This window comes from Enterococcus avium (assembly GCF_002891025.1).
Lineage (GTDB): Bacteria > Bacillota > Bacilli > Lactobacillales > Enterococcaceae > Enterococcus_A > Enterococcus_A avium.
Genome location: NZ_NBSL01000002.1, coordinates 3040935 through 3060275 on the forward strand (window position 1 = coordinate 3040935; position 19341 = coordinate 3060275).

Below are 19341 nucleotides of genomic sequence, written 5' to 3' on the forward strand. Positions count from 1 at the left end.
AATAACGAGCGAATACTTGAAGTATGCTAGGATAAGAAAAAAAGGAATGAGGTGCATTTATGAACTCAATCGCTAAACTATTAGATATTCAGTATCCGATTTTTCAGGGAGCAATGGCCCATATTGCTCGCTACCCATTAGCTAGTGCGGTCTCAGAAGCTGGAGGACTTGGGATTATCGCTGCTGGCGGGTTAAGCAGCGAAGAATTGCGAGAACAAATTCGTAGGACCCAAGAACGAACAAAGAAACCGTTCGCCGTAAATTTGATGTTGCAGATGAACAATATTCCAGAGCAAGTTGAGGTGTTGATTGAAGAAGGGGTTAAGATCGTGACCACTGGAGCAGGAACACCTAAGCATTATATGGAGCGTTTGAAGCAGGCCGATATCAAAGTGTTTCCTGTGATACCCTCAGTGAAACTGGCACAAAAAATGGAGCAGCTGGGTGTAGACGGTATCATCGCAGAAGGGATGGAGGCAGGCGGACATATTGGTGAAACGACTTCCATGGCATTGATTCCACAAGTCGTTCAAGCGGTAGCTATCCCTGTGATTGCCGCTGGCGGGATCGGAGATGGTCGTGGAATGGCAGCCGTCTTTGCATTAGGAGCACAGGGTGTCCAAATGGGGACGGCCTTTTTGACAGTTGCGGAGTGTCCAGTTCATGAAAATTATCAGCAAGCGATTCTACAAGCAGATGATACGGCAACCGTAGTGCTTCATGAAACCAAGGGTGGAGCGATCCGTGGGTTAAAAAATAATTTGACTGATAAGGAAAAACCAAATGAAGCTTTTTCTCTAGAAGTATTGAAACGCGCCACAGACATCGGCGATACAGAAAACGGCGCTGTGATGGCTGGACAAATTGCGGGGCTGTTTTCAGAAGTGAAGCCAGCTAAAGCTTTGATTGAAGAGGTATATGCGGAGGCAACAGCGATCTGTCAGAACATAAAAATAGACTAACGGGCAATGCCGTTAGTCCTTAATAAATTCCTCTGCTAAATGATAATCACCTTCATAGGGCAGGTCTTCGCCGTTAACCGTCATATATTTGTCGGTCCCTTTTCCTGCTAAAATGATGGCGTCCTTTGGCCCAGCCTGCTGAATCGCCTCTTTGATGGCTTTTTTACGATCACTTTCAAATTGTACGCGTACATGATCATTTTTAATGCTTTGTTTGATTTCGTCTGCAATCTTTTTAGGATCTTCAAAGTTGGGATCGTCACTGGTCAAAATCGCCACATCGGCATATTCACCAATTGCTTGGCCCAAGCCTTCGCGGCGCGATTCTGCTTTGTTTCCAGTTGAACCGGTAATGACAAGGAGTTCACCATCTGGATGCTGTTCTTTAGCAAAAGCGAGCAATGATTTCATACTTAAATAATTATGAGCGTAGTCCACATAAATGTGAGCACCGTTTGGTTTTATTAAAAGATTCATGCGGCCTGGAACCAGTGCTTCAGCCAATCCTTGATGTCCCGCAGCTTGATCTGCACCGACGAGAGCACTGGCTAATAGAGCTGCAGCAGCATTTTCCTTATTAAAATCGCCTGCTAACAAAATAGAGTAGTTACCATTTAATCCAAAGGTGTCCTCCCGCCCTGTTAATTCAAAGGACAGCGGATGTTCGGATGGTTGTACGTGATAATCTGCTTGCTTATTCCCGTATGTTATGACGGAAATATTTTGTTTTTCAGCCAATTCCAATAAAAGATCAAAGTGATCAATTTCATGCTGCAAGATGACTTGACGAGAGTTGGCAACTAATTGCCGCTTACAATAGAAGTAATCTTCAAATGTCGGATGCTCGATCGGACCAATATGATCGGGAGAAATATTTAGAAAAATCCCGACATCAAAGGTTAAACCATAAACACGTGCTACTTTATACGCTTGGGAAGATACCTCCATGACAAGATGCGTCATACCATTGGCCACAGCTTCAGCCATCATCCGATATAAATCTAACGATTCAGGTGTTGTAAGTTTTGATTTGAAAAAGGTTACACCATCTAGTGTAGTATTTAAAGTAGATAGAAGAGCAGTCTTTTTATTCGTCGTAATGTCTAGGATTTTTTTTGTGAAGTAGGCAACGGTTGTTTTACCCTTTGTTCCGGTGATTCCTACCAGATGTAATTTTTCTTGCGGGTAATCATAGAAGGCCATACTCAAAACGGCCAATGCTTTACGAATATCGGTTACAATGATTGCCAGCTCTGCGGAAACTTCATAGGGCTGCTCGGCGATGTAGCAAGTTAGACCATCTGCTAGAGCTTGTTCTAAAAAGTGTTGTTGGAAATTGTTCCCTTTACAGAAAAAAAGGGTTTCTGCATCGACATCACGTGAATCATATGAAATTTTTTTAAAGCTTTTGTCAAAAGGAGCAGTCAGCGTCCAACGTGTGGGCGTAATGAACTCTCTTAAAAGATTTTCTTGTTCAAGTATTTGTTGAATTTGGGTAAGTGTCAGCATGTTGAGACCTCCAATATATAGTCTAGGCTATTATAGCATAGCTTAGTAAGAGAAAAAGTAAAGAGTGATTGTCAGGAGCGCGATTTAGCTTTACTATAAGGGTAGCGATTTTTTGAAGGAGGAGACCATGAAAGAGACACGACCGAGTGATCTGACTTATCAGGAAAAAATGATCCAAGGATCAGCTTGGCTATCTGTGGGAAATATTTTTTCACGGCTGTTAGGAGCGATCTACATTATTCCATGGTATGCCTGGATGGGTGAAAATGCCCGTGCGGCCAATGGATTATTTAATATGGGTTATACGTTTTATGCATTGTTCATGATGATCTCTACAGCCGGATTGCCAGGCGCGATAGCCAAGCAGATTGCTCGGTACAATTCGATGGGAGAGTATCGAACGAGTCGGCGTTTATTTATCAAGGCCTTGCAGGCTACGGCAATTTTAGGAATTTTCTTTGGTGGCTTGATGTTTTTCACAGCACCATTGCTGGCTGGTTTGTCCGGTGGGGGTCGTGCTTTGATTCCAGTAATACAAGCATTGAGCATCGCTGTTATTGCCTTTCCCTGTATGAGTGTCTTACGGGGCTATTTTCAAGGTCAACAGGATATGCGTCCTTCTGCCGTCTCACAATTGGTTGAACAGGCGCTGCGTGTTTTGTATATGCTCTTGAGTGTCTTTATTATTATGAAGGTCAGGAAAGGGGATTATTTAAATGCGGTGATCCAATCGACCTTCGCTGCATCTGTCGGAATGATCGGCTCTTATGGCGTCTTGCTTTTTTATTGGTTTAAGGATCGAAAAAAGAGTGATTTGCAGCTAGGACGCAGTCTAGACAAAGTAACGATTGATACGAAAAAATTATTGTTTGAAACGGTTAGACAGGCGATTCCATTTATTTTACTTGGTGGCGGAATCACCTTTTATAAATTGATTGACCAGGTGACCTTCATTCACACGATGAATGCTAATACGAATTACAGTCATGATCAGTTGGTGGATCTATACGCTTTATTTAGTGCCAATCCAGATAAGTTGACGATGGTCGTCGTTGCTTTAGGAACATCGCTTGCATTAACTAGTCTGCCAATGCTGACAGAACTTTTTACTCAAAGACGCCGACCTGAACTGGCTAAATTAGTAAATACGAATATCCAGCTGTTTGCTTTCATCATGTTGCCAGCTGTTTTTGGAATGATTTTACTGGCTTATCCTTTGAATACGATCTTTTATTCGGCCGATGTTTTAGGTAGCCGTGTGCTTGTTGCCGCCTGTTGGGCGGGGCTAGTCTCAGCATTGTTTATGATGCTGTCGACGACGTTGCAAGGAATTTCCCATAGCCGAGTCGCGGTGAAATATTGGCTGGCAGGCTTATTACTTAAAGCGATTATTCAAGTACCGCTGATTGAACTATTAGAGGTTTATGGACCTCTCGCTGCTACGTTTATCGGTTTAAGCCTAACCTGTGGCTTATGTCTCTGGAAACTACGCAGAGTTGTCCATGCGAACTATCAGCTGGCCTTTCGTCGTTGTGTTCTGATTTTGATTTTAACGTTAGTGATGCTGATAGTCGCTGTTATTGTGCGGCAGATGAGTTATCTCGTGTTTGATCCAGCGTCACGATTATCTGCTTTAGCCATCTGTTTGCTAACAGCTGGAGTGGGTGGATTGGTTTATTTCTATCTTAGTTTGAAAATTCGCTTAGTCGATAAACTGGTGGGATCCCAAGCAAGAAAATGGCGTAGACGATTGAGAATCAAATGAAAAATACTTCTGTACTTGAAAAGTACAGAAGTATTTTTTTGTTATAAATTAAATTTTAAATTCAAAATCTGTAAAAAATATTTGCAAAATAATTCAAAAAGAATAGAATTTTTCCTTCCGATTACTTTACAAAAAGATGTCAATGTTTCTAAAGATAATTTTTGTAATACAAGAATAAAACAGTTACATTTCGCGAAACAGCCTTGTATCACGGGTTTTTACTCATAATAATAAAAGTGATATATTTCAAAATGACACACTGACAGTCGTTTTGTTACATAGTTTTATGTTATTGTAATGAACTGTTACATTAATATTACCCATGAAACACAAAAGGATGGTAAAGTATCTCTCGTAGTCAAGAAGACAGAAGAAAAAAGACATAAGAAAAATCGGAGGAAGTTACAGAATGAAATTAGGGAAAACGTTTCTTTTTAGTACAGTATTAGCAGCAGGTGCAGGTTTAGCGATGGGAGCTACAGATGCGCACGCTTCAGAAACCTATACTGTAGAATCAGGAGATACTTTATCAAAAATTTCTCACAAGTTTGCTGGTAACGATAGTTTAGTGGATTCAATTGCAAAAGCGAACAAAATTTCTAACGTAAACATGATTTTTGCAGGTCAAAAATTAACAATTGATGGCGAAGCAAAAGCTGAAAAAGCACAAGAAACAGCTCCAGTTCAAGCTGAAGCTTCAGCTCAACAAACACAAGCAGCTCCAGTACAACAAACACAGGCAGCACCTGTACAAGAAGCGGCTCCAGTTCAACAACAAGCAGCACCTGTACAAGAAACAGCTCCTGCAGCAACAACTTCTTCAGCGAAAGAATGGATAGCCCAACGTGAATCAGGCGGTTCATATTCAGCTACAAACGGTCAATATATCGGACGTTACCAATTATCAGCTTCATATTTAAACGGTGACTATTCTGCAGAAAACCAAGAACGTGTTGCGGATCAATATGTGACTTCTCGTTATGGTTCATGGGAAGGCGCACAATCATTCTGGCAAGCCAACGGCTGGTACTAAAAACTAAAGATAGTAACCGAGAGGATCGAAACAATGGTCCTCTCTTTTTTATGGAAATAATTTTCAAAGCTTAAAAGAAAACCAGTCAAAACAGTCTATATTCTGTCTTGGCTGGTTTCATTTTTACTCCCATAATCCAGGCAATGCCTGAACAGCTATTTCTTGATTGGTAAAGGGGTGCAGCAAATGAAGTTCATAAGCATGCAGCATCAAACGGCCACTAGAATGTTTACTATACAAAGGATCACCCACCAGCGGATGACCAATGCTGGCTAAGTGGACACGAATTTGATGTGTTCTACCTGTATCTAATTGACAAAAAACAGCTGTCTGATTCTTATGTTGCTTTGCGACGGTCACATGAGTTACTGCAGATTTTCCGCCTTTAGAATCAATTCGTCGTTTGCGACGATCGTGTCGATCACGCCCAATTTTTTGATTGATTGTCAGATCCTTTTTTATCGTTCCATGGACGATTGCTTGATATCGGCGATAGATTTTCTTCTGTTCTAATAAACGACCTAAAATTGGCAAAACGAAGGGGTTCTTTGCAAACAAAATCGCGCCGCTGGTTTCTTTGTCTAAGCGATGCACGACATGAGGCTGATAATTAGGCGCCAAGTAGGCAGCTAAATGATTCAGCAAAGTATCCTGTTCCTCTGGTTGATTCGGATGAGTCTTCATGCCATGAGGTTTATTTACAATGATCAAATGCTCATCTTCGAAAAGAACCGAAATTCTTTTAGGGTCACCAAGTAGAATCGTTCGTTCAGGATAATCGCTTGCTTCGATTGTAAGTGTAATAACATCTCCAGGCTGGACCATCGATTGAAAATGGCAGGGTTCACCATTGATCAAGAGTCCCTTTCGTGTTCGAATAAAATGGCGGACCTTTCGTGGTACCAGCCACTCCTGTTCCAATAAATCTTTGACCGTCATTACAGATGTTTGATCGGGCAAGGTCATAGTGAAAATCATTTTACTGCTCCTTTTATTTCAATGTATTTAATTTCAAGCGTTCAGTGAATAAAGCGCAAAATACAGAATCGAGCACTTTTTTGCGATATGTTAGCTTTAGAAAGGGATTATCCGCTTAATTGTATCACTTTTAACGGATATTTAAGAAAAAAATCAGCTTTTCCTTGAGATCCCATGCTAGAATACTCCCAAGTGTGTATCCGTCTAAAGACCCAAGCATTAGATAGGAGATTTGTGATACACTGTGTCTGAATTTGTATAGAATGGAGATCAAAAAATGGATTTTCAGGAAATTTGGCGCAAATTTAAAAGTGGTACAAAAGTTTTTTGGCAAAAGTTTCGTAGCGGTACAAAAACCTTTTGGCAATGGATCAAACCCTATTTGATTCGTTTTCACCACTGGCGCAAACGTATTTGGAAAAAATATCATATCAATAAAATTTTGCTCTTACTAACACTTGTAGGTGTTTTAGTAATGAGCGTCTATCTATTTTTCTTGGCAAAATCGGTCAATGTGGAGACGCTGCAATCCAGTTTGAAGCAGTCGACAGTGATTTATGACGAGAAAAATGAACAAGCAGGGTCCCTCTATGGACAAAAAGGGACTTATGTAGAAAGCGATCAAATTTCGCCTTACTTAAAAGATGCGGTCGTTTCAACGGAGGATCGTAATTTTTACAAACACCACGGCTTCGATATCAAAGGGATTGCCCGGGCGGTTGTGGGCCGAATAACTGCTGGCCACATTACTGGTGGAGGTAGTACCTTAACACAACAGTTAGCCAAAAATGCATATTTAACTCTCGATCAGACGCTAGAGCGAAAAGCCAAAGAAATCTTTATGGCCATCGAGATCGAAAAGAAATATGATAAAGATCAGATTTTGACGATGTACTTGAATAATGCTTACTTTGGTAATGGTGTATGGGGCGTACAAGATGCGGCGAGAAAATATTTTGGTGTGGATGCTAATCAAGTAACAATCGGTGAAGCAGCAACGATCGTCGGAATGCTGAAGGGACCAAGCATTTACAATCCGATCGATAACTTAGAAAATGCCGTAAATCGTCGAGACACCGTCCTTTCTGTGATGGTAGAAAACGGCAAATTATCTAAAGAACAAGAAGCTCAGGAAAAAGCTACTGATTTAGGCTCTCAGTTGAATGATACGTATTCTTCGGCAGATGCAGGTTATCGTTATCCTTCTTACTTTGATGCGGTAATCGATGAAGCAGTTGAACGTTATGGCATGTCTGAAAAAGATTTACTAAATAAAGGCTACAAAATCTACACCTCCTTGGATCAGGATTATCAAAAACAAATGGAAGCTGTCTATGAAAACAACGCGAACTTTCCAGCAAATGCTGCCGATGGGGCAATGCCTCAGTCAGCGTCTGTTGCGCTAGATCCAAAAACTGGCGGGGTTCAAGCGTTAGTAGGAAGACGGGGGGAACACATTTTCCGGAGCTACAATTTCGCGACACAAATGCAGCGTTCTCCAGGTTCAACGATGAAACCACTAAGTGTCTACTCATCAGCATTAGAATCTGGCTATAAACCAGACAGTATTTTAAAGGATGAACCACAATCTTATTACAAAGCGAAAAACTATGATGGCACTTACCAAGGTGACGTACCGATGTATCAAGCTGTGGCTCAGAGCTTAAATCTGCCGGCGGTTTGGTTATTGCATGAGATGGGATTAAGTAAAGGCTATAATAAAGCCGAAGAATTCGGGATTCCATTGAGCAAGTCGGATAAATATTATGGTTTGGCTTTAGGCGGTCTGGAAAAAGGCACCTCACCACTGAAGATGGCCGCAGCTTATGGCGCGTTTGCAAATGAAGGGAAAGTTTATGAGCCTCATTTGATTACAAAAATCATCGACTCCACAGGTGCTGTGATCGAGGATAACAGCTCACCGAAGTATGAACAAGTCATCTCAAAAGAAGTTGCTAATGAAATGACTAGTATGTTACTAGGAACATTTTCTAACGGAACAGCGGCTCAAGCAGCTCCAGCAGGCTTCACTGTTGCTGGGAAAACTGGAACGACTGAAACGAACTTTGACGCAAATAAAGTCAATGATCAATGGATCGTAGGTTATACACCGAATGTCGTGATTTCTACTTGGCTAGGTTTTGAAAAAGTCAGCGAGACACATTATCTAAGTGGAACAAGCGGCTCAGAGGTGGGACAAGTCTTCAAGGCGGAAGCCGAATCAATTTTGCCTTATGCTGGACAGTATTCCTTTGAAGTTGCCGATGCATATGCGACGGGCGGACAAGTCGTTGCGGCTGATCAAGTTAATCAAGGCGAAACAAATGGCGATACGAGTAAATGGCGGGAAGAGTTAAAAGATATTGGCGGAAAAGCCAGTGAAGGAGCAGCTAACTTCTTTGAAAAAGCCAAAGAAGGTGCCAATAAATTGAAGGATAAGGCCCAAGAATTGTGGCAGCAGTATCAACCGGGAAATTAGGGTGTGAACCCGTTTCCATTCATGTTACAATAGAAAAGTAACTTTTATAGAAAATGAGGGAATACGAATGGCAAATATTTATGATTCAGCAAACGAACTAGAACGCGAAATTCGCGAACTACCAGAATTTAAATCTTTAGAAGCAGCTTTTGCAGAATTGAAGAAAAACGAAACCGCATATGCAGCATTTAAGGATTTCCAAGCATTCCAACAAAGCTTGCAGGAAAAACAAATGCGCGGTGAAGACTTCAGCGATGAAGATGCATCACAAGCACAAGCATTAGCTGAGAAGGTTCAACAAGAAGAATTGATCAACGAATTAATGGTGAAAGAACAAGCTTTCAGCGTAATTATCAATGATTTGAACCGCATCATCATGACACCAATTCGTGAATTATACGAAGGTTAATCAGAAATAGAAAGCTGCGACGTAAATTTACGTCGCAGCTTTTTTTGTTAAAAGAATTTTTTGAAGCGATCTATTAAACCATCGATTTTTTCAGATTTCAATAAAACCTTGGCTTTGTCATAGTAATCGCCCAGTTCAACTTTGTGCTCTTCGATAAATACTTTCGCCTTTTCGATATTTCCTTCATTTAAAAGCTCTTTCGCTTTTTTTATTAGCTCATCCTTATTCATTTGTATGTAGCCTCCTCGTATATTAATATTGTCAGATACATTCTGACTGGTTATTCCTTTAAACCTTCTTTTTGGTTTAAACTTGTAGTAAGCAGATAGAGGTCGTAGTTTTCCTCCTTGAAGCCTTGTCTTCCTCAAAAAGACTGACGCCTCTTCTCTTGCGACAGTATATGAATGAGCTAGATAGAACCTGGTTTCTGAATATCTAACGAGGCTATATCGTCCAAGAGCAGAGAGGATAACCGCTATCTGACAAATCCTTGAAAGGATCTGATTGAATGTTTTTTCTCGGTATTGATATTGGTAAGCAACACCATGAAGTTGGAGTGATTGATCAACACGGAAAATCGATCGGAAAAACCATCCGTATCTCCAATACCAAATTTGGCAGTGAACAACTGCTTGCTTTCTTCAATAAACACGCGTTACTTCCAGAAAACACCATGGTCGGAATGGAAGCCACTGGTCATTACTGGCTGTCCATCTACACTTTCGTGCATAAGCTAGGCTTTCATACCACTGTTTTCAATCCAATACAGTCCGATGTATTACGCGATTTTTACATTCGGAAAACAAAAACTGATACGATTGATGCTTTATTGATCGCCCAAGTCATTCGATTGGACTTGCCTGATAAAACCGAACTTCCCGCAGAAGATATTTTCCGATTGAAACAGCTGGAACGATTCCGCTATGGTTTAGTGGATCGGTGTTCTGACTTAAAAAGAAAAATTCTTGCTTGTTTAGATCAGGTCTTTCCTGAATACGATCAGATTTTTTCGGATGTGTTTGGTTGTTCTTCCACGCAAGTCTTACTAAATTCTCCTATTCCAGAAGATCTTCTTGAGATTGATGCCGAACGTCTCATTGAAACCATCAATACCGCAAGTGAGAAACGGTTAGGAATCGCTCGCTCAGAAGAAAAAGTGATGAAATTGAAAGAAGCTGCGGCACATTCTTTTGGCATTTCAATTGCTTCTGATGTCTTCAAGTTAGAGATTCAAATCATGTTGGAACAGATTCAGTTGCTTGATTCTCAAATCAAGATCATTGAAGCAGAAATTCAAGAAATCGTTTCAAAACAAGAAAACTATTTGACGACCATTACAGGGATTGGTGACATTACTGCCGCTGTCCTCATGGCAGAAGTCGGGGATATCAAACGTTTTGAACGCCCCAATCAGCTCCTTGCTTTTGCTGGACTGGATGCCTCTGTTCATCAGTCTGGAGATTTTACAGGAACCAAAAACAGACTTTCTAAGCGTGGTTCTCCTTATCTTAGAAGAGCCATTTGGCAAGCTGCTTTTGTCGCCGCATTTAAAGATCCTGCCCTTTCCTTGTATTATCAAAAATTGAGAAAACGAGGAAAGTCACATGGAACCGCCATTGGTGCAGTTGCCAGAAAACTCGTGAATATCATTTTTGCCGTTTGGACACAAAACAAACCTTACGAAGTTCATTTTCCCGAAGATATCTCCGAAAAATAAATTTTTCATTCGATTTTTGGAGGTCTATTTGGTGTGTTTTCTTAAAGATAAAAGAAATTCCTTTTTCACTTGACTAATTCATAGCTAGCTTTTTACAGCTATAGTGTAAACGATTGAAGCTGTTTTGACGAGAAAAGCTACTTGAAGGAGAGGAACGCTCAAAGCTCCAAATTATCCAATGTGCTATGAATGATTTCAGTTAAGTAATTCTTAATCCTTATTTTAAAGTCCGGCATAGCGATATAGTTCTTTTTTGCGTATGTTGAGTAGCTTTAACGAAATGCGAACAAGTTTTCGTTTTTTTATGGTAAAATAAACAAGATTAAAAGTCAGTATTGTCTTCTTTAATTCAGTTTTTTTAGAAGGCAGGATTTGACTGGAAATTATTTCTAAGAGACTGACTAGGAGGAGAGTAAATGAAATTTTTGCATGCTGCCGATCTACATCTGGATCGTTCTTTTGAGGGCTTAACAAGTGTGCCAGAGCATTTCCAAGAGCGATTAATAACAGCAAATCAAAAAATGCTGAAAAATATCGTGGATACAGCGATCACACAAGCGGTAGATTTTGTTTTACTCGTTGGTGATACCTTCCACCAAAATCGTCCAACATTAAAAACTCAGCGTTACTTCTTCCAGGAGATGGATCGTTTAGCTGAGGCAGCCATTCCCGTTTTTATGAATTTTGGTAATCACGATTTTTATCAAGCCGACCGTTATTGGTTTGCTTTTCCAGAGAATATTCAGTTATTTGACGAAGAACGAGTTGAGACAAAAAAATTAGTGACAAATAGCGGTGAGAAGATTGCCATTACGAGTTTTAGTTATCTGCATCCTACAATTGAAGCATTAATGATTGAACAATTTCCACGTAAAGAAGATGTCGATTTTCATATAGGAATGTATCATGGCGGTCAAATGCCTTACGCGCCATTTCAATTATCTGAGCTAGTAGCAAAAGGATATGATTATTGGGCTTTAGGGCATATTCATGTGCCGCAAATTTTATCTGAGAAGCCTTATGTGATTTATCCAGGAACACCGCAGGGACACACTCAAAAGGAAATGAATCTAACAGGTGTGACCTTAGTAGAAAGCCAAGGAAATCAATTAATTCCAACGACTGTTTCTGTTGAAGCTGTTCGCTGGAGAAGACAGACACTTTCTTTAGCAAATGTAAGACAGCCGAAAGAACTATTTCCGCTGGTTCGGAAACTCACTGTAACAGCACCAACTTTGCTGCATTTAGAATTTAGTGAGACTGAAAAATTAGGGGAGGAACTGGCGTATCAAGTTGCTTCTGGGGAATTGCTAGAGGCTTTACAGTCAGAGGTGTCTCAGGATATCTGTCTGTGGCAATTGACTATAGCTGATTCACCAATAGAGCGACCGTATCTTGCGGTTGATGAAAAACTGGTTGATCAGCTAATCATGACCTATCAAACACCGGAAATCTATACAGAATTGTTAAGCGAGCTGGAGCAAAATCCTCAACTCCACACTTTGATGAATCAAGAGTTCAGGATGGATACGATCGCCAGATTAAAAGAGAAAATGATGGAGAACTATCGTTTTAGGGGGAACGCTGATGTGGATTAAAAAAGCAGAGATCACCAGCTTCGGCAAATGGCGTCAGCAAACATTTTTATTTGAAGCGAAAAATCAACTAGTTTATGGCTTGAATGAAGCCGGAAAATCAACCTTGTATCAGTTTATTCAGGCGGTTTTATTTGGTTTTCCAACAAAACGAAAAAAAGGACAGGACTATACACCCAATGACGGCAGCGGATTTGGCGGACGTTTGTTGATTATTCATCCAACTTATGGAGCAGTGACAATTGAGCGCTATAAGGCAAAGAATAAAGGGAAGGCGAACGTTTTATTAGAGGACGGACAGCAAGGGGGAGAAGAATTATTGGAAAAGCTTCTTTATCCCTTGAATCAACAATTATTTCGTCAGGTTTTTACTTTTCAGCAGGAACAGCTGCAGCAGTTGGATGCACTAAGCGAAGAAAACTTGCATGAGGCATTGATTTCTTTAGGTTTGTCCGGTAGCAATGAATTATTTGATCAGAGAATCCAGTTGAAAAATCATTACGAAGGTATTTATCGACCACGTGGGCGTAAGCAACCCTTGAATCAAGCGCTAGTAGCGTATCAAAAGCTGCAGCAAAAGATCAAAGAAAAAGAAGCTCAGGAATCGGGTTTTCAGCAACTTGTAAGGCAAGCCGATGATGAGAAGCGACACGTCACCCAACAGGCAGCGAAGAATCGTAAATTACAGGAGCAGCAGTTAATTTTAGAACAACAGCGCCTGAACTGGTCAGGCTATGCGGAGTTTTTAGAATTGCAAAAGCTAGATTTGCGTTCAGCAGCAACTGACATAGAACAAACAGAGTTGCAGAACTTTTACCAAGAGTATCAGCAATTAATAAAGGAACAGGAAAAACTGCATGCGGCTTTGCAGCAGCATAGTGGCAATCAAGAATCGGCTCGCTACTACTTCTATTTAGAAAATGAGGCACGCATTCAACAGCTACTAGACGAAAAAGTGACAATTACTCGAATGTTGGATGAAGAACAGCGGATTGCCGTCAAATTAGCGCAAGCAACTGTGATTCCAACAAATTGGCGAGAGCATCCGCCACGACCGTTCGCAAATGAAGCAGCAATTCAACAACTGTTTGTTCCTTTGCAAAACCAACAGAAAGAGTTGGAAGAGCAAAAAATTCGGTTAGGTTTAGTTAAAGAACAACGGAATCAAGCAGAGGCTAGTTTAAATGATTATGAACAAAAGCATCCAGAACTGTTTAATAAGAAGAAAAATCCACCGTGGCTGTTTATTGCTGCAGGCGTGAGTTTTATTTTGGCCTTTTTCTTACCGATACCGTTACGCTATATTTTGATAGCAGCGGCAATTATTTGTGGTGTAGGCGGTACATTGAAGCAAAATAAACCAGTAAATAAAGATACCTGGCAGGAAAAATTAGGCCAATTAGATGTCTATGAAGGTCAAGTTGTCGAGATGACTGAAAAAGTTACAAGGAGTCAGCAAAAAGTGCAACACTTATCTGATCAGATTCAGACGGAATTGCGTCATAGAAATATGTCTAATGCTGAAAATGAGTTTGCAGTCGTGCAGGAAAATCAACGAGCGCAAAACTACCTGGCACAGCTTCAAACAAGTAAAGAACTACAGCAACGTCAATCAAGCCTACGACAAAATTTGATGCAACAGGAACAGCGTTTTGAATTTTTAGCTGAATGGCTGCCGTTAAATCAAAAGAATTTGTCGGAAAAGCTTTTAGTGCTGGAGCAATTTGCGAAGGAAATGGAGCAGATTCGTTTTGCTCAAACCTATCAAGAAAATACTCTCTTACAGCAGCGCATTCACGAAACTCAAAAGCAGCAGCAACAGCTTTTAACGCAAGAGCAGCCAGTGTTGGATAAGTTTCATTTGACGTATCCTTCTGAGATTCCAGCGTTTTTACAACGTGAGACAGAATTGCGTCACAAACAAACGCGTTTAAAAGAATTAACAGAAAGTGTCTTGCCATTATTTGAACAGGAAACGACACTTGCAGAAATTAACGAATCTTTGCGTACCTTACAACAAGAGATTCAAATCGGGGAACAGCAGCTCCATCAATTGCAGGAGCAAGAGCAGCGATCACGACTGCAGATTCAACAGATGCAAGCTGATGGCACATTGGATAGTCTTTATCAGCAAGCGAGCCAGCAACGAGCGGTAATAGAAAAGTTAACGGCTGATTATGCAGTAGCGAAATTAGAAAATCAATTATTACAGGATATTGCGACAGAATTATCGGAGCAGCAATTACCTGAGCTATTAAAGCAAGCAACCAGTTATTTTCAAGAGCTGACAAACAATGCCCATAGTCGTTTGGATTTTTCGGAGGGATTAGTAACCGTCGATCAATTGAGCCTATACAATCTATCGACTGGAACCAAAGATCAGGTCATGATGGCCTTTCGTTTTGCGTATCTAACCTTGCAGCAAAAGCATCCGCTGTGTCCAGTAATCATTGATGACGGCTGGTTGCATTATGATCATCGACGAAAATATCAATTTGCCAAGTTATTACGACATTTTAGTGAAAAATATCAAGTCATTTGTTTGTCATCTGACCAAGAAATGGTAAGCTATTACCAAGAGCTTCACCAGCCAGTCTGGGAATTGAAGGGAGTCCAACGATGAAAAAAATCAAAGAATTAACGGTCGATGAGCAGTTTGAGATGTATGTATTGATCAAAAATGCGGATGTTCGTTTAGCGAAAAACGGGAAAAAATTTATCGCTTTTACTTTCCAAGATACTTCTGGGACAGTTGATGGTAAATTTTGGGATGCATCTGAAGAAGAGATTAAACGTTATAGAGCTGGCCAAGTTGTTTTTCTAAACGGTAAGCGAGAAATGTATCAAGGCAATCCGCAGGTCAAAATCATGCACCTGCGCACAACAAAACCGGAAGAGCCTAATGATCCTGCGTTATATATGGAGCGTGCGCCAATCAAGCGTGAAGAAATGGAAGAAGAGATCAATAAAACGTTGTTCGAGATCACAAACGCTCATTGGAATCGAATCGTTCGCTTTTTACTAAATAAATATCAGAAGGAATTTTTTGAGTTTCCAGCAGCCAAACGAAATCATCATGCTTTTGCTGGTGGGTTGGCTTTTCATACGTTGACGATGCTGCGTCTCGGCAAGGCGATCGTTAAAGAATATCCGCAATTAAATGCTTCTTTGCTTTATGCGGGAATCATTATTCATGATCTAGGAAAGGTGATCGAGCTGACGGGACCTTCGTCAACTGAATATACAGTAGTAGGTAATTTAGTAGGACATTTGGTTCTAGTAGATGAAGAAATCACCAAAGCCTGCACGGAATTGAAAATTAATGATGCAGATGAGGACATCGTTGTTTTACGTCATATGGTGTTGTCTCATCATGGTTTGTTGGAGTACGGTTCACCAGTCCGTCCAAGAATCATGGAAGCTGAAATTTTGCATCAAATCGATAATATCGATGCATCGATGCAGATGATGTCCAGCGCTGTGAAAAATGCTGAGCCAGGAACATATACGGAACGGCTTTTCGGAATGGATAATCGCAGCTTTTATGTACCGAAAGATATTTAGAGAAAAGCCGCGGCAGTTCGCGGCTTTTTATAGTCTTTCTAGGTGAATTAAGTTTAAAATGGATTGCATAGGTTTAGTCTGATGAACTACGTAAAAAACTGCAAATTAAATGAGCTGTGAGGTGAGCAAAGGTGATTATTGAAACCGAAAGATTGTATTTGCGTGAGTTAGAGCAAACAGATATTGAGTCGTTAAGTAAAATCTTACAAGATGAACAAACAATGTATGCGTACGAAGGGGCCTTCGATGACATTGAGGTACAAAACTGGCTAACAAAGCAGATGAAAAATTATAAACGTGACGGTTTTGGATTGTGGGCAGTCATTTTAAAACAAAGGAATGAAATGATTGGACAATGCGGATTGACGTGGCAAGATTTTTCTGACCAAACAGTGTTAGAGATTGGGTATTTATTTCAACGAGAATTCTGGCACAATGGTTTTGCCACTGAAGCGGCAAAAGCTTGCAAGCAATACGCCTTTGAACAGCTAAACGCACAAGAAGTTTACTCTATCATTCGCGATACAAATGCAGCTTCACAAAAAGTTGCTGAACGAAACGGGATGGTTCGTTGTGGAGAATTTATCAAGCATTATCGCGGAGTCGACATGCCACATTATTTGTATAGAGTCAGAAAGTAAGTCGCAGATTATTGCGGCTTTTTATTTGTTTAACGATAATTTATGACTTACTTAAGTGCAATGCTCAATCCCGAATTAAAATGAAAGTAGTGGTAAGATAAATATAGAGAAATAATTATTGTGACTAAAGACTGCGTGGTTGCAAATGAGATGAGGTGAAACCGGATGAAGAAAAAGGGAATAGTTCAAACGGTGGAAGAAACTTTTGATAATGTAGAGATTCCAGCAGATTTAAAAGGCTTAACAGCTTCTGAAGTTCAGGAAAAAATAGAACAAGGTCAGACGAATCAAGTGGAAGAGAATCTATTGAAATCGGATAAGGAGATTATCAAAGAAAATACAATCAATATTTTCAATATTCTTAATTTCGTTTTGGCATTGTTGGTGCTATTAGTAGGTTCACCTAAAAATACGTTGTTTTTTGGCGTGGTTGTCATTAATACGTTGATTGGGATCGTACAAGAATTACGTGCAAAACACACGATCGATAAATTATCGGTTTTAGCGAAGACCAAAGCGGTCGTTTTAAGAGAAGGTAAATTAAAGCAGATTGACCAAGAAGCGATTGTTTTGGGCGATGTGCTCTATTTACGTAATGGTGATCAAGTGCCAGTAGATGGGAATTTATTGGTTGGTGCTGGTGTTGAGGTGGATGAGTCTTTATTGACCGGTGAAGCGGATCGTGTACAGAAATCGCTGCGAGATAAACTATTTAGCGGAAGTTTTGTGACTGCTGGCGAATGTTTTTATCAAAGTACAGCTGTGGGAAAAGATAATTTTGCTGAACAGTTGACTAGTGAAGCGAAAACGAAAAAAACAGGTAGTTCCGAATTGACCAAAGTATTGAGTCGCATGATCGCAGTTTTGACGATTGTAATTATTCCAGTAGGTTTAGGACTATTTTATAGTCAGTATCAGGCATCTGATTCAATCAAACAGGCTGTATTAGGAACGGTCGCGGCATTGGTAAGCATGATTCCTGAAGGATTGATGCTGCTGACGAGTGTGGCATTTACTGTAGGAGCAGCAAATCTAGCACGGAAAAAGGTATTAGTACAGGCCTTGCCTTCTATCGAAACGTTAGCACGCGTGGATGTCATTTGTTTAGACAAGACGGGCACGATTACTGATGGAACATTGAAATTCGAAGAAGCGTTATTAGAAGAAATTTCTGATAATCGCTTGAACGCAATTATGGGTGCCTTAATGAATCAATTGAAGGATCAAAATGCTACTGCCAAAGCGTTACGAGAAGCTTTCCCAGCTGTTGCTGATTGGCAAGCGGAAAAAATTGTACCATTTTCTTCGGCAAGAAAGTGGAGTGGAGTAACGTTTAAGGAACAAGGTAGCTTTGCTTTTGGCGCTCCGGAGTTTATTTTCAATAATATGTCTGCTGACATGCAGAATAAGCTTCAGCCTTATTTAGAAGAAGGTCAACGTGTGCTGGTATTGGTGGAATATCCTGGAACATTAGAAGAAGAGATGGTATACGAACCGCGTCTGTTGGCAACGCTGATCATCTCTGATAATTTGAGGGAAAATGCACGGGAAACGTTTGGGTATTTTGAAAAACAAGATGTCCAGCTGAAGGTAATTTCAGGAGACCATCCGCTAACTGTTTCAAAAATTGCCCAAAAAGCAGGAATAAAAAATGCGGAAACTTTTGTTGATATGTCGAGCTTAGATGAACCGATTGATTACAAGGCTTTAGTTGACACAACGACGGTTTTTGGACGAGTGACACCGAAACAAAAACAATTCTTGATCCAAGCTTTAAAGGGAAATCATACGGTCTGTATGACAGGAGATGGCGTCAATGATGTATTGGCTTTACGTGAAGCAGATATTGGGGTAGCGATGGCAAATGGAAGCAGTGCAGCTCGGGCCGCTTCCGATGTCATTTTGTTAGACTCTGATTTTTCAAGAATGCAAAATGTGTTGAATGAAGGACGTCGCGTCATCAATAATATTGAACGGGTAGCTTCGATGTATTTGGTGAAGACAATCTATTCGTTAATTTTGGCAGTGATTTTCATGATTCTAACAAACCCTTATCCTTTTGAGCCGGTGCAATTAACACCAATTAACGCGTTAACTGTAGGAATCCCTTCCTTCTTCTTGGCATTGAAGCCAAGCTACGAACGCATCAAGGGAGATTTCTTAAATAATATTTTACGCGTGTCTTTACCTGGAGCATTGACTGTTGTTAGTGCGGTCATGATTATCCAATTAGCTAATGTACTATTTGAATTAGACTATCAGGCAACCTCCACAATGTCGGTTTTTTTGACGGGGTGTGTAGGGTTGCTGGTGCTATATAAAGTTTCCTTCCCGTTGGATAAGAAAAAAATCGCTTTAATCACTGTTTTGAGCTTGGCTTATCTAAGCAGCTACCTATTTTTCAGAGAATTTTTTGATTTCGACAAGCTTTGGAATCGCAATTTATTCTTTGTTCTTCCTTTAACCTTTGGTATTTATTGGTTGTTCAAAGGATTGACCTTTGTAATGGATGTCTTAGTCGGATGGCGCATTCGCTGGCAGGAGAAGCGGCAAGCAAAAAAGAATCCGAAATCACGAGTTATTTAATTTAGAAGAGTAGAAAATACTTAAATTAATAAAATTTCCCGGAAAAGGCTTTCTTTTTCGGGATTTTTGGTATAATGAACTAAAAGTATGGATGAAGAACGTC

Annotated in this window: 14 protein-coding genes; 11 read left to right on the forward strand and 3 right to left on the reverse strand. The window is 40.3% G+C overall.

What is annotated here, in order from left to right:
• Positions 1-59: 59 nt before the first annotated feature.
• Positions 60-962, forward strand: coding sequence for an NAD(P)H-dependent flavin oxidoreductase (locus AUF14_RS15290; RefSeq protein WP_102866111.1), 903 nt, complete (start codon positions 60-62; stop codon positions 960-962).
• Positions 963-974: 12 nt separating this feature from the next.
• Here AUF14_RS15290 and AUF14_RS15295 read toward each other — a convergent pair whose 3' ends face one another.
• On the reverse strand, positions 975-2471 hold the full coding sequence (locus AUF14_RS15295; RefSeq protein WP_049219066.1) for a UDP-N-acetylmuramoyl-L-alanyl-D-glutamate--L-lysine ligase: 1497 nt from the start codon (positions 2469-2471) through the stop codon (positions 975-977).
• 127 nt (positions 2472-2598) lie between these two features.
• Here AUF14_RS15295 and AUF14_RS15300 point away from each other — a divergent pair, with 127 nt between their 5' ends.
• Together AUF14_RS15300 and apf are read left to right on the forward strand one after the other, a co-directional pair.
• Positions 2599-4236: a putative polysaccharide biosynthesis protein gene (locus AUF14_RS15300; RefSeq protein WP_049219064.1), complete on the forward strand. Its 1638-nt coding sequence runs from the start codon at positions 2599-2601 to the stop codon at positions 4234-4236.
• 409 nt (positions 4237-4645) lie between these two features.
• Positions 4646-5269, forward strand: coding sequence for an aggregation-promoting factor (gene apf / locus AUF14_RS15305; protein ID WP_016181171.1), 624 nt, complete (start codon positions 4646-4648; stop codon positions 5267-5269).
• Between the two features lie 123 nt (positions 5270-5392).
• Here apf and AUF14_RS15310 read toward each other — a convergent pair whose 3' ends face one another.
• Positions 5393-6247: an RluA family pseudouridine synthase gene (locus AUF14_RS15310; protein ID WP_049219062.1), complete on the reverse strand. Its 855-nt coding sequence runs from the start codon at positions 6245-6247 to the stop codon at positions 5393-5395.
• A 277-nt stretch (positions 6248-6524) separates the two neighbouring features.
• On the opposite strand from AUF14_RS15310, the gene AUF14_RS15315 reads away from it, so the two are divergent.
• Both AUF14_RS15315 and AUF14_RS15320 read left to right on the forward strand, forming a co-directional pair.
• Positions 6525-8726, forward strand: a complete 2202-nt coding sequence (locus AUF14_RS15315) for a PBP1A family penicillin-binding protein (RefSeq protein ID WP_049219061.1) — start codon at positions 6525-6527, stop codon at positions 8724-8726.
• A 67-nt stretch (positions 8727-8793) separates the two neighbouring features.
• The gene (locus AUF14_RS15320) at positions 8794-9135 is read left to right on the forward strand and encodes a YlbF family regulator (protein ID WP_016181168.1); all 342 of its coding nucleotides are present in this window, start codon (positions 8794-8796) and stop codon (positions 9133-9135) included.
• A 47-nt stretch (positions 9136-9182) separates the two neighbouring features.
• Here AUF14_RS15320 and AUF14_RS15325 read toward each other — a convergent pair whose 3' ends face one another.
• Positions 9183-9365: a hypothetical protein gene (locus AUF14_RS15325; protein WP_016181167.1), complete on the reverse strand. Its 183-nt coding sequence runs from the start codon at positions 9363-9365 to the stop codon at positions 9183-9185.
• A gap of 278 nt (positions 9366-9643) precedes the next feature.
• On the opposite strand from AUF14_RS15325, the gene AUF14_RS15330 reads away from it, so the two are divergent.
• The 6 genes from AUF14_RS15330 (at position 9644) to AUF14_RS15355 (ending at position 19238) form a co-directional block, all read left to right on the forward strand.
• On the forward strand, positions 9644-10852 hold the full coding sequence (locus tag AUF14_RS15330; protein ID WP_049220023.1) for an IS110 family RNA-guided transposase: 1209 nt from the start codon (positions 9644-9646) through the stop codon (positions 10850-10852).
• 416 nt (positions 10853-11268) lie between these two features.
• Entirely contained in the window at positions 11269-12450 is a 1182-nt protein-coding gene (locus AUF14_RS15335) for a metallophosphoesterase family protein (protein ID WP_048718645.1), read from the forward strand.
• Positions 12440-15070 (forward strand): ATP-binding protein, encoded by a 2631-nt coding sequence (locus AUF14_RS15340; protein ID WP_102866112.1) that lies wholly within the window; start codon positions 12440-12442, stop codon positions 15068-15070. Before AUF14_RS15335 ends, AUF14_RS15340 begins: the two co-directional genes overlap by 11 nt.
• On the forward strand, positions 15067-16011 hold the full coding sequence (locus AUF14_RS15345) for a 3'-5' exoribonuclease YhaM family protein (protein ID WP_016181164.1): 945 nt from the start codon (positions 15067-15069) through the stop codon (positions 16009-16011). The genes AUF14_RS15340 and AUF14_RS15345 overlap by 4 nt, the downstream gene beginning before the upstream one ends.
• Before the next feature lie 131 nt (positions 16012-16142).
• Positions 16143-16652 carry a GNAT family N-acetyltransferase gene (locus AUF14_RS15350; protein ID WP_049220934.1) on the forward strand — a complete coding sequence of 170 codons (510 nt, stop codon included), beginning with the start codon at positions 16143-16145 and terminating at the stop codon, positions 16650-16652.
• Positions 16653-16817: 165 nt separating this feature from the next.
• A complete protein-coding gene (locus tag AUF14_RS15355; RefSeq protein ID WP_049220937.1) occupies positions 16818-19238 on the forward strand; it encodes an HAD-IC family P-type ATPase in 2421 nt (806 codons plus the stop codon).
• Positions 19239-19341: the final 103 nt, after the last annotated feature.

Coding starts and splice junctions, on each gene's coding strand:
- AUF14_RS15290 (WP_102866111.1), top strand. CDS start 60: ATGAACTCAATCGCTAAACTATTAGATATTCAGTATCCGATTTTTCAG.
- AUF14_RS15295 (WP_049219066.1), bottom strand. CDS start 2,471: ATGCTGACACTTACCCAAATTCAACAAATACTTGAACAAGAAAATCTT.
- AUF14_RS15300 (WP_049219064.1), top strand. CDS start 2,599: ATGAAAGAGACACGACCGAGTGATCTGACTTATCAGGAAAAAATGATC.
- apf (WP_016181171.1), top strand. CDS start 4,646: ATGAAATTAGGGAAAACGTTTCTTTTTAGTACAGTATTAGCAGCAGGT.
- AUF14_RS15310 (WP_049219062.1), bottom strand. CDS start 6,247: ATGATTTTCACTATGACCTTGCCCGATCAAACATCTGTAATGACGGTC.
- AUF14_RS15315 (WP_049219061.1), top strand. CDS start 6,525: ATGGATTTTCAGGAAATTTGGCGCAAATTTAAAAGTGGTACAAAAGTT.
- AUF14_RS15320 (WP_016181168.1), top strand. CDS start 8,794: ATGGCAAATATTTATGATTCAGCAAACGAACTAGAACGCGAAATTCGC.
- AUF14_RS15325 (WP_016181167.1), bottom strand. CDS start 9,365: ATGAATAAGGATGAGCTAATAAAAAAAGCGAAAGAGCTTTTAAATGAA.
- AUF14_RS15330 (WP_049220023.1), top strand. CDS start 9,644: ATGTTTTTTCTCGGTATTGATATTGGTAAGCAACACCATGAAGTTGGA.
- AUF14_RS15335 (WP_048718645.1), top strand. CDS start 11,269: ATGAAATTTTTGCATGCTGCCGATCTACATCTGGATCGTTCTTTTGAG.
- AUF14_RS15340 (WP_102866112.1), top strand. CDS start 12,440: ATGTGGATTAAAAAAGCAGAGATCACCAGCTTCGGCAAATGGCGTCAG.
- AUF14_RS15345 (WP_016181164.1), top strand. CDS start 15,067: ATGAAAAAAATCAAAGAATTAACGGTCGATGAGCAGTTTGAGATGTAT.
- AUF14_RS15355 (WP_049220937.1), top strand. CDS start 16,818: ATGAAGAAAAAGGGAATAGTTCAAACGGTGGAAGAAACTTTTGATAAT.